This window comes from Shinella sp. BE166 (assembly GCF_051201095.1).
Classification (GTDB): Bacteria; Pseudomonadota; Alphaproteobacteria; order Rhizobiales; family Rhizobiaceae; genus Shinella; species Shinella lacus.
In genome coordinates this window covers 1-14,264 of sequence record NZ_JBPEHL010000021.1, presented here as the reverse complement: position 1 = coordinate 14,264, position 14,264 = coordinate 1, and the positions used below count along the sequence as shown (strand labels likewise).

Sequence of the window (14,264 nt, the reverse complement as noted above, 5' to 3'; positions counted from 1 at the left end):
CTCATCATCCGATCCCTTTGCCCGCGTGCCGTAAGGCGCGCGGGCCTTTTCTCTTTCAGCCGAGTTTTTTCACCCAGAGCGTATCGATGATCGCCGGGAAAAGGCTTTCCAGCATGTCGGCTTCGTTGCCGCCGCAGTCGTCGATGCGGGCGAGTTTCTTGTCGAGCGTCAGATGGGCAAAACCGTGCGCCGTCGACCAGATGCCGATCAGCATGGCCTCGCCCTCCGCGTCGAGTTCGGCGCCCTCCGGCTGTCCGCGGATGGCGAGCACGGTGCTTTCGAGCGCATCCCAGGCCTGTCCCGTCGCCTGCTCCAGCGAGGGCTGGTCCTTCTGCAGCATGTCGTGGCGGAACATCAGGTGGAAGCGCCCCGGGAAATCGAGCGCGAAGCGGACATAGGCGACGCCCTGCGCCTTGAGGCGTTCAGCGGCCGTGCCGCTTTCACCGGCGACCATCAGGCGGCGGGCGAGTTCCTGGTAGCCGAGGGCTGCGACTTCCGTCAGCAGGCCGGCGGTGCCGCCGAAATGATGCGAGGGGGCGGCGGGCGAGACGCCGGCACGGCGCGCCGTTTCGCGCAACGTGAAGCCTTCGAGGCCGCGTTCGGCGAGCAGTTCGTCGGCGGCGCGGATCAGCGCGTCGCGCAGGTGGCCGTGGTGATAGCCGCGTTCGGTGGTGTTGTTCTTTTCGTTCATTGCAGGTCTCACGCGAATGTGATCTTTACAGTGTAAAGATCATGCTGTAGTGCAATATAAACACTGTTCAGATTCGATGCGAGGTATCATAATGCGTGCAGACGGTGTGGCAACCGCCGCGGGCGGGACAAGTGGGGACGCGTGGACGCTTTCGCAGATGCCGGACCAGACGGGCCGCCTGGCCGTCGTCACGGGTGCGAATAGCGGCCTCGGCTTCCAGACGGCACGGGAGCTTGCCCGCAGGGGCGCGCAGGTCATCATGACGGCGCGCGACGCGGGCAGGGGCCAGATGGCGCTGGCGCGCCTCCGTGCCGAGCTTCCCGATGCTGCAATCGAGCTTCGGCGTCTCGATCTCGCCGACCTTGACGACGTCGCGGCCTTTTCCGATGCGCTGCTTGCCGAAGGGCGGCCGCTCGATCTCCTGATCAACAATGCCGGCGTCATGATGCCGCCGCGCGGAGTGACGCGGCAGGGGCACGAGACCCAGTTCGGCGTCAATCATCTCGCCCATTTCGCGCTGACGCTACGCCTGCTGCCACTTCTCTCCGCCGCGGTGGGAAGCCGCGTCGTCACCGTGAGCTCCGATCTGCATCGCCGGGGCCGCATTCATTTCGAGGACCTGAAGGGCGAGAAGAGCTACAGCCGCATGGGTTTCTATGCCCAATCGAAGTTCGCCAACGTGCTCTTCGCGCTGGAGCTCGACCGCCGGCTGAAGGCTGGCGGCCTGCCGGTGATCAGCGTGCTTGCCCATCCCGGTTATGCCGACACCAATCTCCAGACCAGCGCCACCTCCGGTGTGCTGCGGCTGTTCATGCGCATCGGCAACCGCTTCATGGCGCAGACTGCGGAGCAGGGCGCGCTCAACCAGCTCTATGCGGCTACCGCAGAGGGCCTGAACGGCGGCGCGTTCATCGGCCCGGACGGTTTTCGCGAAATGCGTGGATCGCCGACGCTGGTTCAGCCGCTGGCCGCTGCGACCGACCCAACTCTTGCCGCAAAATTCTGGCGACTGTCCGAAGACCTGACCCTCCTGAAATTCCCCACGATCGCGGAGCGCATGCAATGACCACAACGACAATGGACGGCTGCCACTTCTTCCGCGAGTGGATCCGCGATCCGCTGCGGGTGGCGTCGATCACGCCCTCCGGCGAGGCGCTGGCGGATCTCATCGTGCGCGAGATCGGGCCTGAGACCGGCCGCGTCATTGAACTCGGGCCGGGCACCGGCGTTTTCACACGCGCCCTGCTGCGGCGTGGGGTCGCGGAAGAGGACATCCTGCTCGTCGAGAAGGGGGCCGAGTTCGCCGCACTGCTCCAGCAGCGTTTCCCGAAGGCAAAGATCGCCTGCATCGATGCGACGGATGTCGCCCGGTCCTGCCCGGAGACTGCGGGCGCTGCCATCAGCGGCCTGCCCTTGCTCTCGATGCGGTCGGAGACGGTGCGGGCGATCCTTGCCGGGACGTTTGAACGGCTTGGCGAGGGGGCGGCGCTCTACCAGTTCACCTATGGCCTGCGCTGCCCGGTGCCGCGCGCCGTGCTCGACGGGCTCGGGCTTGCGGCCGTCCGCGTCGGCGGCACGCTGCGCAATGTGCCGCCCGCCTTCGTCTACCGCATCAGCCGCAAGGGCTGAGCGTACCGTTTGCCGGATTCCATGCATTGCACACCGCGGGGTCTTCCGCTAAGAGACCCCGCGGTTTCTCCCGCGCGCTCGCGCGTACATATGGAATAGCGGTACACACTCATGGCACGCATCGTGATGAAATTCGGCGGAACGTCCGTCGCTGACCTCGACCGTATCCACAATGTGGCCCGCCATGTGAAACGCGAGGTCGATGCCGGCCACGAGGTCGCCGTCGTCGTTTCCGCCATGTCCGGCAAGACCAACGAGCTGGTTGCCTGGGTTCAGGGCATGCCGAAGGTGACGGGCGCCAACTCGCCCTTCTACGACGCGCGCGAATATGACGCGATCGTCGCTTCCGGCGAACTGGTGACCGCCGGCCTTCTCGCCATCGCGCTCCAGTCGATGGGCATCGACGCCCGCTCCTGGCAGGGCTGGCAGATCCCGATCAAGACCGACAACGCGCATGGCGCCGCTCGCATCCTCGATATCGAGGGTTCGGAAATGATCCGCCGCATGGGCGAGGGCCAGGTGGCCGTCGTTGCCGGCTTCCAGGGCCTCGGTCCGGACAACCGCGTGGCCACGCTCGGCCGCGGCGGCTCGGATACCTCCGCCGTCGCCATTGCCGCGGCCGTCAAGGCGGACCGTTGCGATATCTATACCGACGTCGATGGCGTCTACACGACCGACCCGCGCATCGAGCCGAAGGCGCGGCGCCTGAAGAAGATCGCCTTCGAGGAAATGCTCGAAATGGCGTCGCTCGGCGCCAAGGTCCTGCAGGTGCGCTCCGTCGAGCTTGCCATGGTGCACAAGGTGCGCACCTTCGTTCGTTCCTCTTTCGAGGATCCCGATGCGCCGGGCATGGGCGATCTTCTGAACCCACCCGGTACGCTGATTTGTGATGAGGAAGAGATCGTGGAACAGGAAGTCGTAACCGGCATCGCCTATGCCAAGGATGAAGCGCAGATTTCGCTCCGCCGCGTCGCCGACCGGCCGGGCGTTTCCGCCGCGATCTTCGGCCCGCTCGCCGAATCGCATATCAATGTCGACATGATCGTCCAGAACATTTCCGAGGACGGCTCGAAGACCGACATGACCTTCACCGTGCCCTCGGGCGACATGGAGAAGGCGCTGCGGGTGCTCGAAGGCGCCAAGGAACAGGTCGGTTTCGACGTGATCCAGCACGAAACGGGCCTCGTGAAGGTCTCCGTCATCGGCATCGGCATGCGCAGCCACGCAGGTGTTGCCGCCTCCGCCTTCCGGGCGCTGGCCGACAAGGGCATCAACATCAAGGCGATCACCACCTCCGAGATCAAGATTTCCATTCTTATCGACGGTGCATATGCGGAACTCGCTGTTCGGACTTTGCATTCCGTTTACGGTCTCGATAAGAAGTAAGGACCGGCTGACTCGGCGCCGATCTTCTGATCGCCGGCGTAGCCAAGCGTCGGTGAGGTAACGTCATTTTCAGGAGACGCCACGCGATGAGAGATCTCTCCGCGGGTCCGCGCGTTCTTCTCAAGCGGCTGCGCGAATTGATGGCGGAGCCGCTCGAGCCGCAGGAGCGCCTAGACCAGATCGTGCGCCAGATCGCGCAGAACATGGTCGCGGAGGTGTGTTCCGTTTACGTGCTGCGCTCCGACGGCGTGCTCGAACTCTATGCGACCGAAGGTCTCAATCCCGGTGCCGTGCACCTGGCCCAGCTCAAGATGGGCCAGGGCCTCGTCGGCACGATTGCTGCGTCCGCGCGGCCCCTGAACCTCTCCGACGCGCAATCCCATCCCGCCTTCACATACCTGCCGGAAACAGGCGAGGAGATCTACCACTCCTTCCTCGGCGTTCCTATCTTGCGAACCGGCAGGGCGCTCGGCGTGCTTGTCGTGCAGAACAAGGCGAGCCGCACCTACCGCGAGGACGAGGTGGAGGCGCTCGAAACGACGGCGATGGTGATTGCGGAAATGGTGGCGACCGGGGAGCTGAAGAAGCTCACCAAGCCCGGCCTCGAACTCGACCTCTCCCGCCCCGTCGCGATCGAGGGTTCGAGCTTCGGCGAAGGCATCGGCCTCGGCTATGTCGTGCTGCACGAGCCGCGCATCGTCGTCACCAACCTGTTGAACGAAGATTCCGAGCACGAACTCGGCCGTCTGGCCGAGGCGCTCGGCTCGCTGCGCATCTCGATCGACGACATGCTGTCGCGCCGCGAAGTGTCGATGGAGGGCGAGCACCGTGAGGTGCTGGAAACCTACCGCATGTTCGCGCATGACCGCGGCTGGGTGAGAAAGCTCGAAGAGGCGATCCGCAATGGCCTGACGGCGGAAGCGGCGGTCGAGCGGGTGCAGAGCGAGACCAAGGCGCGCATGATCCGCCTGACGGACCCGTATCTGCGCGAGCGCATGCACGATTTCGACGATCTGGCGAACCGCCTGCTGCGGCAGTTGACGGGCTACGGCGCGAAACTGTCGGCCAGCAGCTTCCCGAACGATGCGATCGTCGTGGCGCGTGCCATGGGTGCCGCCGAACTGCTCGATTATCCTCGCCAGAACGTGCGCGGCCTCGTGCTCGAAGAAGGCGCGGTGACGAGCCATGTGGTGATCGTCGCGCGCGCCATGGGCATTCCGGTGGTCGGCCAGGCGGCAGGTGCGGTGGCGCTTGCGGAAAACGGCGATTCCATCATCGTCGATGGCGAAGATGCACGGGTGCATCTGCGGCCGCTGGCGGATCTCCAGCGTTCCTACGAGGAGAAGGTCCGCTTCCGGGCTCGCCGGCAGGAACAGTACCGGGCGCTGCGTGCCGTCGAGCCGGTGACGAAGGACGGCCGCCACATCAATCTCCAGATGAATGCCGGCCTGCTGGTCGATCTGCCGCATCTCAACGAATCCGGTGCCTCCGGCATCGGCCTGTTCCGCACCGAACTCCAGTTCATGATCGCCTCGACCATGCCGAAGGCGGAGGAGCAGGAGGCGTTCTATCGCAACGTGCTGAAGCAGGCTGGCGGGCGCCCGGTGACGTTCCGCACGCTCGATATCGGCGGCGACAAGGTCGTGCCCTATTTCCGCGCGGCGGAAGAGGAAAATCCGGCGCTCGGCTGGCGGGCGATCCGCCTGTCGCTCGACCGGCCTGGCCTGCTGCGCACGCAGCTTCGCGCCATGTTGCGGGCGGCGGCGGGTGCGGACCTGCGCATGATGCTGCCGATGGTCACCGAAGTCTCCGAGCTGAAGGAGGTCCGCGACCTTCTCCAGAAGGAGATCCAGCGCCAATCGAAGATCGGCGAGCAGTTGCCGAAGAAGCTGCAATTCGGCGCGATGCTGGAAGTACCGGCACTGCTCTGGCAGCTCGACGAGCTGATGGCCGAGGTCGATTTCGTCTCGGTCGGCTCGAACGACCTGTTCCAGTTCGCCATGGCGGTCGACCGCGGCAATGCCCGCGTCTCCGATCGCTTCGACACGCTCGGGCGTCCGTTCCTGCGCATCCTGCGCGATATCGTGCGGGCCGGCGAGCGCAACGAGACCTCGGTGACACTCTGCGGCGAGATGGCGAGCAAGCCGATTTCCGCCATGGCGCTGCTCGGCATCGGTTTCCGCTCCGTCTCGATGTCGCCGGCGGCGATTGGCCCGGTGAAGTCGATGCTGCTTTCGCTCGATGCGGCAAAACTCGAGGCGGTGCTGATGCCGGCACTCGACGACACGAAGCCGACGGCCTCGATCCGCCAGATCCTCACCGACTTTGCGGCCGAAAACGGCGTTCCGCTTTGAAATTGACTGGAGTTTAAACGGTGGCGAAGCTTCCCGTTGAAAAGATGCGTGACCTTGAACGCCGTTTCGGCGAGATCGAGGCGCGCATGTCGGCGGGCCCGGATTCGGAGACCTATGTGCGTCTCGCCTCGGAATATTCCGAGCTTCAGCCTGTGGTGACGAAAATCCGCGAATACCAGAAGGTCAATGGCGAGATCGCCGACCTTGAAGTGCTGCTCAACGACAAGGCGACTGACCGCGAGATGCGCGATCTGGCGGAGATGGAGCTGCCGGAGCAGAAGGAGCGGCTCGAAGGCCTCGAAAAGGAGATGCAGATCCTGCTTCTCCCCAAGGACGCGGCCGACGAGAAGAGCGCGATCCTCGAAATCCGCGCCGGTACGGGCGGGTCCGAGGCGGCGCTTTTCGCCGGCGACCTGTTTCGCATGTACGAGCGTTACGCCGCCGCCAATGGCTGGAAGGTCGAGGTGCTCTCCTCCAGCGAGGGCGAGGCGGGCGGCTTCAAGGAAATCATCGCCACCATCACCGGGCGCGGCGTGTTCGCCAAGCTGAAGTTCGAATCGGGCGTGCACCGCGTGCAGCGCGTTCCGGAAACGGAGGCGAGCGGGCGCATCCACACCTCGGCGGCGACCGTCGCAGTGCTGCCGGAGGCGGAGGAGATCGACATCGAGGTGCGCCCGGAAGACATCCGCATCGACACGATGCGTTCGTCGGGTGCCGGCGGCCAGCACGTCAACACGACGGACTCGGCGGTGCGCATCACGCATCTTCCGACCGGCCTCGTCGTGACGAGTTCGGAAAAGTCGCAGCACCAGAACCGCGCCAAGGCCATGCAGGTGCTGCGCTCGCGGCTCTACGACATGGAGCGCCAGCGCGCCGACAGCGAACGCTCCGCCGACCGCAGGAGCCAGGTCGGGTCGGGCGACCGGTCCGAGCGCATCCGCACCTACAATTTCCCGCAAGGCCGCGTGACGGACCACCGCATCAACCTAACGCTCTACAAGCTCGACCGCATGATGATCGGCGAAATCGACGAAGTGGTCGATGCGCTGGTCGCCGATTACCAGGCCGGCCAGCTGGCACAGCTCGGCGAACAGGGCCGATGAGCGGCGCCACGCTCGCCGAGGCGCTGGCCACGGCGCGGCGCCGGCTTTCGGAGGCGGGTCTTGCGGATGGCGCGCTCGATGCGCGGCTGCTGATCGCCGGACTGTTCGACCTGTCGCCCACCGCCTTCGTCACCGATGGCGCAAGGGTGCTCGATGACGCACAGCAGGAGGCCATCGATCGTGCGCTGGCGCGGCGTGTGGCGCGCGAGCCGGTGCACCGCATCCTCGGCCGCCGGGCCTTTTCGCGGCTCGATCTCACGCTTTCGCCGGAAACGCTGGAGCCGCGGCCGGATACCGAAGTGCTCGTCGACGCGCTGGTGCCCCATGCGACGCGCATGGTTGCCGAGACCGGCGGCTGTCGCATCCTGGATCTCGGCACGGGAACGGGGGCGATCTGCCTTGCGCTGCTCGATCTCGTTTCGGGCGCCACGGGTGTCGGAACCGATCTTTCGCCCGGCGCCCTTGAAACGGCGCGGCGCAATGCCGACATCAATGGGGTCGCAGACCGCTTCGAGGCGGTCCAGAGCGACTGGTTTGCAGCCGTGGCCGGGGCGTTCGACATCATTGTGTCAAATCCGCCCTATATCGTCCGCTCCGTGATCGGAACGCTGGACGACGAAGTCCGGCTCTACGATCCGATCCTGGCGCTGGATGGCGGAGACGACGGGCTTGATGCCTACCGCACGATTGCAGCCGGGGCGGGCGATCATCTTCGGGACAATGGCCTGGTGGCTTACGAAATCGGTTACGACCAGAAGGATCAGGTCACCGCGATCATGCGCGAAAACGGTTTTGCGCGGACCGAGGCGGTCAGGGATTTCGGCGGCAACGACCGCGTTCTCCTCTTCACGAAAGCGGCGGTTGTTTAAATCTTGTTGCGCAAGCGCAGCAATTTCCGCAACCGCAAAGAAAAGGCTTGGAATCGTAGAGGAAGCGGGCTAGGTTGCGGGCACGCACTGGGCAAGAGGTCATGGCACAGAGATTCGTTCCTGCATGATCCGATCGCGAGGGTTGCTCTCTCCGAAGAGTTGCTAGGGTTGAAGACTGCCCCGTGCGGGTACCTGTTAATTTGACGTCTTACAGCGACAGGACCACCGACCGGCGTGGTTTGCCCGCGGGTAAGGATGCTTGATCTGGCGTGTCCCGATCAGGCGTCAGACACATGATCATCAAGACACGATACGTTAGGTGAGTGACATATGAGGCCAGGACAGCAAAACAAGCGCGGCCGCGGGCGTAACAACAACAATAACAATAATAACAACAGCAATAACAACAATAACAACAACAACCACCGCAAGGGTGGCAATCCCCTGACGAGGACCTACGACAGTTCGGGTCCGGACGTGAAGATCAGGGGCACGGCCCAGCATATCGCTGAAAAATACTCGGCGCTGGCCCGCGACGCCCATAGCTCCGGTGACCGCGTCATGGCGGAAAACTATCTTCAGCATGCCGAGCACTACAATCGCATCATTGCCGCCGCTCAGGCGCAGATGCAGGACCGCTTCCCGCGGGACGAGCGCCCGGACAATGCCGATCGGAACGATTTCAACGACCGGGACGGCTACGACCGTGATCAGGACGAAGTCGATTCGACGGCCGTCGACGAGCCGGCACATGTTGCCGCAGCACCGGCCCCAGCCCCCGTGGTGGTGGTTCCGGTCGAACAGCCCGTCATCGACGGTTCCGGCCCGCAGCCGGTGATCGAAGGCACGCCGGCTGAAGTCTCGCTCGAAGAGGAAGCCGCTGCCCCCGCCGGTCGTGCTCCGGCACGCCGCCGCAGCGCACCGCGCCCGCGCCGTCCGCGTCGTGGCGAAGCCGGAGCCGCCGGCGACGAAGCACAGCCTGCCGGCGAAGACGCTCCGGCGCTCGAAGCTTCGGAATAACGGCATCTGCCCAGCATCGAAGAACCCGGCCTCGCGCCGGGTTCTTGCGTTTTGGAAGGTCGCCTGGGAAAAATCTCGGCCCGGGGCTGCGGCGCTCCCTTTAATTCACAAAATGCCTCCACCATATTCCCCTCAGGCGGTTGACCCGGCGCAAGGCCGGAGCACCGCACGCATGAAAGGTTCGCCTTGATGGGAGCCTTATCCTAATCGTCGACCGGTGCCTTGAAGGGCCGGCCGAGTACTGGAGGCAGATGATGAATATTGAAAAATACTCCGAACGCGTCCGCGGGTTCCTGCAATCCGCCCAGACGAAGGCGCTTGCGGACGGCCATCCGCAGTTTACCGCAGAACATGTCCTGAAAGTGCTGCTCGACGACGAGCAGGGCATGGCCGCCTCGCTCATCGAACGGGCCGGCGGCAGCGCGCGCGATGCGCGGACCGCCAACGATGCCGCCCTCGCCAAGCAGCCGAAAACCACCGGTGGCAACGGTCAGGTCTACCTTTCGCAGCCGCTCGCCAAGGTCTTCTCGACCGCCGAAGACGCCGCCAAGAAGGCCGGCGACAGCTTCGTCACCGTCGAACGCCTTTTGCTGGCGCTCGCCATCGAAAAATCCGCGGCGACGTCCGAAATCCTGGCGAAGGCCGGCGTGACGCCGACCAAGCTCAACCAGGTGATCAACGACATCCGCAAGGGCCGCACTGCCGATACGGCAAGCGCCGAGCAGGGTTTCGATTCGCTGAAGAAGTTCGCCCGTGACCTGACGGCCGATGCGCGCGAAGGCCGCCTCGACCCGGTGATCGGCCGCGACGACGAAATCCGCCGCACGATTCAGGTGCTCTCGCGCCGCACGAAAAACAATCCGGTCCTCATCGGCGAACCCGGCGTCGGCAAGACGGCGATCGCCGAAGGCCTGGCTTTGCGCATCGTCAACGGCGACGTGCCGGAGAGCCTGAAAGAGAAGAAGCTGATGGCGCTCGATATGGGCGCGCTGATCGCCGGTGCGAAATATCGCGGTGAATTCGAGGAGCGCCTGAAGGCCGTGCTTGCCGAAGTGCAGGCGGAAGATGGCGAGATCATCCTGTTCATCGACGAAATGCACACGCTGGTCGGTGCCGGCAAGGCGGAAGGGGCGATGGACGCCTCCAACCTGCTGAAGCCCGCGCTCGCCCGTGGCGAATTGCACTGCGTCGGCGCCACCACGCTTGATGAATACCGAAAGCATGTCGAGAAGGACGCTGCCCTTGCCCGCCGGTTCCAGCCGGTCATGGTGGATGAGCCGACCGTCGAGGACACGATCTCGATCCTGCGCGGCCTGAAGGAGAAGTACGAGCAGCACCACAAGGTCCGCATCGCCGATGCCGCCCTTGTTGCCGCCGCGACGCTCTCCAATCGCTACATCTCGGATCGCTTCCTGCCGGACAAGGCGATCGACCTGATGGACGAAGCCGCCTCGCGGCTGCGCATGCAGGTCGATTCGAAGCCCGAAGAGCTCGACGAACTCGACCGCCGCATCATCCAGCTCAAGATCGAGCGCGAGGCCTTGAAGAAGGAAACCGACCGCTCGTCGCAGGACCGGCTTGAAAAGCTCGAACTCGACCTCACCGCTCTGGAAGAGCAGGCCGACGCGCTGACCGCGCGCTGGCAGGCGGAAAAGTCGAAGCTCGGCCGCGCGGCCGACCTGAAGGGCCAGCTTGACGAGCTGCGCAACGAACTGGCCATTGCCCAGCGCAAGGGCGAGTTCCAGCGCGCCGGCGAGCTTGCCTATGGCATCATTCCGAAGCTCGAAAAGGAGCTGGAAGACGCCGAGGGCCGCGATGCCGGCGATGTCGATCCGATGGTGCAGGAGGTCGTGACCGCCGACAACATCGCCCATATCGTCTCCCGCTGGACCGGCATTCCGGTCGACAAGATGCTGGAAGGTGAGCGCGACAAGCTGCTGCGCATGGAAGACGATCTCGCCAAGTGGGTTGTCGGCCAGGGTGATGCCGTGCAGGCGGTTTCCCGCGCGGTGCGCCGTGCGCGCGCCGGGCTTCAGGATCCGAACCGGCCGATCGGCTCGTTCATCTTCTTAGGCCCGACCGGCGTGGGCAAGACGGAGCTCACCAAGGCGCTCGCCCGCTTCCTCTTCGACGACGAGACGGCGATCCAGCGCATGGACATGTCGGAATATATGGAGAAACACTCCGTGGCCCGGCTGATCGGTGCGCCTCCCGGCTATGTCGGTTATGAGGAAGGCGGTGCCTTGACCGAAGCCGTCCGCCGCCGGCCCTACCAGGTCGTGCTGTTCGACGAAATCGAGAAGGCGCATCCGGATGTCTTCAACGTGCTCCTGCAGGTCCTCGACGACGGCCGCCTGACCGATGGCCAGGGCCGCACCGTCGACTTCCGCAACACGATGATCATCATGACCTCGAACCTCGGCGCCGAATATCTCACGGCGCTCGGCGAGAACGAGGATAGCGACACGGTGCGCGACCAGGTGATGGATGTCGTGAAGATGGCATTCCGGCCGGAATTCCTGAACCGCGTCGACGAGATCATCCTGTTCCACCGCCTGCGGCGGACGGAAATGGGCGCGATCGTCGCCATTCAGCTCGAGCGTCTGCGCAAGCTGCTCGTCGACCGCAAGATCGTGCTCGACCTCGACGAGGAGGCCGTGCACTGGCTGGCGGAGAAGGGTTACGATCCGGTCTATGGTGCGCGTCCGCTGAAGCGGGCCATCCAGAAGCACCTGCAGGATCCGCTGGCGGAGAAGATCCTCTCCGGCGATATCCCGGACGGTGTGACCGTCAAGGTGACCGCCGGTTCCGACCGGCTGCTCTTCTCGCCGCGCGTTGCGACGGTGAGCAAAGCCGCCTGAGGCGCATCAGCGATCTCGGAAAAAACGAAGCGCGGGTCTCGGCCCGCGCTTTCTGTTTTAGTGGGTTTCGGCGACTTCCGTCGGGTCGTCGCCGCGGCCGAGCAGGTCGTCGATGCGCTTGCGCTCCAATTCGAACTGCGCGAGCGCCTTGCCTTCCAGCGATTTGCCGCCGGGCAGGCGGATTTTCAGCGCATCCACCTTGTTGCCGTTGACGATCAGCTCGTAGTGCAGGTGCGGGCCGGTCGATAGGCCGGTCGTGCCGACGAAGCCGATCACCTGGCCCTGGCGCACTTTCACGCCCGGCTTGATGCCCTTGGCGATCGCGCTCTGGTGATTGTAGGAAGAAACGTAACCGTTGGCATGGCGGATCAGCGTCTGGTTGCCGTAGCCGCCGGAATCCCAGCCGGCCTTTTCGACCACGCCGTTGCCGGCCGCGATGATCGGCGTGCCGCGCGGTGCCGCCCAGTCGACGCCGGTATGCATGCGCGAGAAACCGAGGATCGGGTGACGCCGCATGCCGAAGCCGGAGCGGAAGACGCCGTTCGGAACGGGATTGCGCAGCAGGAACTGCCGGATGCTCTTGCCGGCCTCGTCATAGTAGTCGACGGATTCGTCGTCCGGGTTCTGGAAGCGGTAGACGCGGGTTTCCGTGTCGCCGAACTTGGCGTCGAGGAAGAGGATTTCCGACTCTTCCGTCGCCGTGCCCTTCTCGTCGGTGACGGAGAAGAAGGCTTCAAGCGAGTCCGTCGGACGAAGCTGCGCCTGGAAATCGACATTGCTGGCGAGGATGCGAATGACTTCCGTCGTCATGTCCTTGCCCATGCCGTAGGAGAGGGCGGCGCGGTAGATGCCGTCATAGACCCGCGGCAGATCGCGCCCGGCAATGATCGCCGGCCGGCCGTCGTCGTCGAAGGCGGTCGCCACCGCATCGAGCACCGGCGGTTCGGCGCCGCTGACGAAGCGGCCGCTGTCATCGAGTGCGGCGGTCGTTACATGGCGGCCGCGCGAATAGACGCTGGCGCGCACGATGCTGGCTTCCTTGCCCTTCTGCGAAATGCAGATGCGCAGCACGTCGCCCTCGGCAAGCTCGCGGCTGCCGAGCTGGCTTTCGAGATAGGCGGAAAGGTCGTCGCCCTGCGCCTTGGTGTAACCGGCCGCCGTCATGATCTGGTCGATCTCGGCCGTGCGGCGCACGGGGATGACGTCGTCGGCATATTCTGTATCGTCGGGTGTCAGCGTGTCGAAGTTCGAAACGCTCATGTTCTCCTCGACGACGCGGGCGGTCAGCCCCTGCAACAGGTCGAGGTCGGTGCTTTCCGAGGCGAAGCGCTGCGGGTCGACATAGGAGAGCGAGGCGACCTGCGAGCTGCCGTCCGTCAGCACAGAACCGTTGGTGCGAACATTCTCCTCGACTTCCTCTATCGACATCTGGTCGGCATAGTCGAGCGCCGAGCCGCCGGTCGGGAAGGCGTCGGTCTGCAATGCCACTTCGGATTCGACGTCCGAACCATAGATCGTGCCCATGCGCGAGGCGGGTGCGGCATCCCGACCGTTGGTGGAGAAGATCGCCAGCGGATCGAAGCGCGGATAGTCCTCGCTCGTCGCGTGGTTTGCCGCGAGCGCCATCTTCACATGCGCGAAGGGCTGGCGGCGTACGACTTCCTTTTCGCCGTCATGGATCATGGTGGAGATTTCCATGATTTTCTTGTCGGCGGGTTTGGCGACGATCGCCGTCTCTATGACGCGTTCGCCGCGTTTTGCCGTTTCGCCGGTCTTGCTCGTCTGGTTGGGCGTGCCGAGAGCCGCGAAGGCTTCGGCCGGAATGGCAAGCTGCTGGCGGCCGTCCAGGGCTGCAAAGAGAGCCACACCCATAAGGATGGAAGAGGTGATGCCGGTGAGAAAGGTGCCGGAGAGCCAGCGCAGGGAAATTTCGCGACGGTCGGGCGCCTTGCGCCCGTCGGCGAGGATCGGCGGTTCGTTGCCGAGGGATCGGATCATGTTCCGGTCAGTGGTCATGCCGATTGCGCTTCGCCCTGTGTCGTTTGTTATGGTTTTCAGCGCGCGACCATGCACGCGGGAGGGCATGCGAGTCAAATCACGCGGGTTCTTAACAATCCTTAAGACGTGCGGATTGTGAAAATCTGAGGGCAGGCGCTGCCGTTTGCGGTTCGGTGGGCGCAAAAGCCCTGAAAATCCGGGGGAAGTGAGAGGGCCAGATGCTTTTCCGAAGAAATTTTCAAAAAAATGTCACATGCCCTGTTGACGTGTTCGTATAGGTGGGCTTATAACCCGCTCATCGAACGAGAGCGGCGGCGCTTCTGGCGGCCGACGAACTCGCTCCAAGGTTTCCT

The 14,264-nt window shown here is 64.4% G+C and carries 10 protein-coding genes; 8 read left to right on the top strand and 2 right to left on the bottom strand.

Going from position 1 to position 14,264, the window contains the following annotated elements:
• Window positions 1–55: 55 nt before the first annotated feature.
• Window positions 56–691, bottom strand: coding sequence for a TetR/AcrR family transcriptional regulator (locus tag J2Y63_RS31000; RefSeq protein WP_435269171.1), 636 nt, complete (start codon window positions 689–691; stop codon window positions 56–58).
• 76 nt (window positions 692–767) lie between these two features.
• Between J2Y63_RS31000 and J2Y63_RS30995 the strand changes: the two genes are divergently transcribed.
• The 8 genes from J2Y63_RS30995 to clpB all read left to right on the top strand — a co-directional run bounded on the left by J2Y63_RS30995 (window position 768) and on the right by clpB (window position 11,913).
• On the top strand, window positions 768–1,757 hold the full coding sequence (locus J2Y63_RS30995) for an oxidoreductase (RefSeq protein ID WP_435269170.1): 990 nt from the start codon (window positions 768–770) through the stop codon (window positions 1,755–1,757).
• Window positions 1,754–2,320, top strand: a complete 567-nt coding sequence (locus J2Y63_RS30990; RefSeq protein WP_435269169.1) for a class I SAM-dependent methyltransferase — start codon at window positions 1,754–1,756, stop codon at window positions 2,318–2,320. Before J2Y63_RS30995 ends, J2Y63_RS30990 begins: the two co-directional genes overlap by 4 nt.
• Before the next feature lie 111 nt (window positions 2,321–2,431).
• The gene (locus J2Y63_RS30985; protein ID WP_256121277.1) at window positions 2,432–3,706 is read left to right on the top strand and encodes an aspartate kinase; all 1,275 of its coding nucleotides are present in this window, start codon (window positions 2,432–2,434) and stop codon (window positions 3,704–3,706) included.
• Between the two features lie 86 nt (window positions 3,707–3,792).
• Window positions 3,793–6,060 carry a phosphoenolpyruvate--protein phosphotransferase gene (gene ptsP / locus J2Y63_RS30980; RefSeq protein WP_256121276.1) on the top strand — a complete coding sequence of 756 codons (2,268 nt, stop codon included), beginning with the start codon at window positions 3,793–3,795 and terminating at the stop codon, window positions 6,058–6,060.
• Between the two features lie 20 nt (window positions 6,061–6,080).
• Complete coding sequence (gene prfA, locus J2Y63_RS30975) at window positions 6,081–7,163, top strand: peptide chain release factor 1 (protein ID WP_435269168.1); 1,083 nt, start codon at window positions 6,081–6,083, stop codon at window positions 7,161–7,163.
• A complete protein-coding gene (gene prmC, locus J2Y63_RS30970) occupies window positions 7,160–8,032 on the top strand; it encodes a peptide chain release factor N(5)-glutamine methyltransferase (protein ID WP_435269167.1) in 873 nt (290 codons plus the stop codon). Before prfA ends, prmC begins: the two co-directional genes overlap by 4 nt.
• Window positions 8,033–8,362: 330 nt before the next feature.
• Entirely contained in the window at window positions 8,363–9,052 is a 690-nt protein-coding gene (locus tag J2Y63_RS30965) for a DUF4167 domain-containing protein (protein ID WP_435269166.1), read from the top strand.
• 254 nt (window positions 9,053–9,306) lie between these two features.
• Window positions 9,307–11,913: an ATP-dependent chaperone ClpB gene (clpB, locus tag J2Y63_RS30960; RefSeq protein WP_435269165.1), complete on the top strand. Its 2,607-nt coding sequence runs from the start codon at window positions 9,307–9,309 to the stop codon at window positions 11,911–11,913.
• Window positions 11,914–11,970: 57 nt separating this feature from the next.
• Here the strand turns inward: clpB and J2Y63_RS30955 are convergent, their stop codons facing one another.
• Entirely contained in the window at window positions 11,971–13,929 is a 1,959-nt protein-coding gene (locus J2Y63_RS30955; protein ID WP_256121271.1) for a M23 family metallopeptidase, read from the bottom strand.
• Window positions 13,930–14,264 lie beyond the last annotated feature (335 nt).

Bases quoted from the DNA above. Each gene is read 5' to 3' on its own strand.
- prmC (WP_435269167.1), top strand. From the start codon at position 7,160: ATGAGCGGCGCCACGCTCGCCGAGGCGCTGGCCACGGCGCGGCGCCGG.
- J2Y63_RS30965 (WP_435269166.1), top strand. From the start codon at position 8,363: ATGAGGCCAGGACAGCAAAACAAGCGCGGCCGCGGGCGTAACAACAAC.
- ptsP (WP_256121276.1), top strand. From the start codon at position 3,793: ATGAGAGATCTCTCCGCGGGTCCGCGCGTTCTTCTCAAGCGGCTGCGC.
- clpB (WP_435269165.1), top strand. From the start codon at position 9,307: ATGAATATTGAAAAATACTCCGAACGCGTCCGCGGGTTCCTGCAATCC.
- J2Y63_RS30990 (WP_435269169.1), top strand. From the start codon at position 1,754: ATGACCACAACGACAATGGACGGCTGCCACTTCTTCCGCGAGTGGATC.
- J2Y63_RS31000 (WP_435269171.1), bottom strand. From the start codon at position 691: ATGAACGAAAAGAACAACACCACCGAACGCGGCTATCACCACGGCCAC.
- J2Y63_RS30985 (WP_256121277.1), top strand. From the start codon at position 2,432: ATGGCACGCATCGTGATGAAATTCGGCGGAACGTCCGTCGCTGACCTC.
- J2Y63_RS30955 (WP_256121271.1), bottom strand. From the start codon at position 13,929: ATGACCACTGACCGGAACATGATCCGATCCCTCGGCAACGAACCGCCG.
- J2Y63_RS30995 (WP_435269170.1), top strand. From the start codon at position 768: ATGCGAGGTATCATAATGCGTGCAGACGGTGTGGCAACCGCCGCGGGC.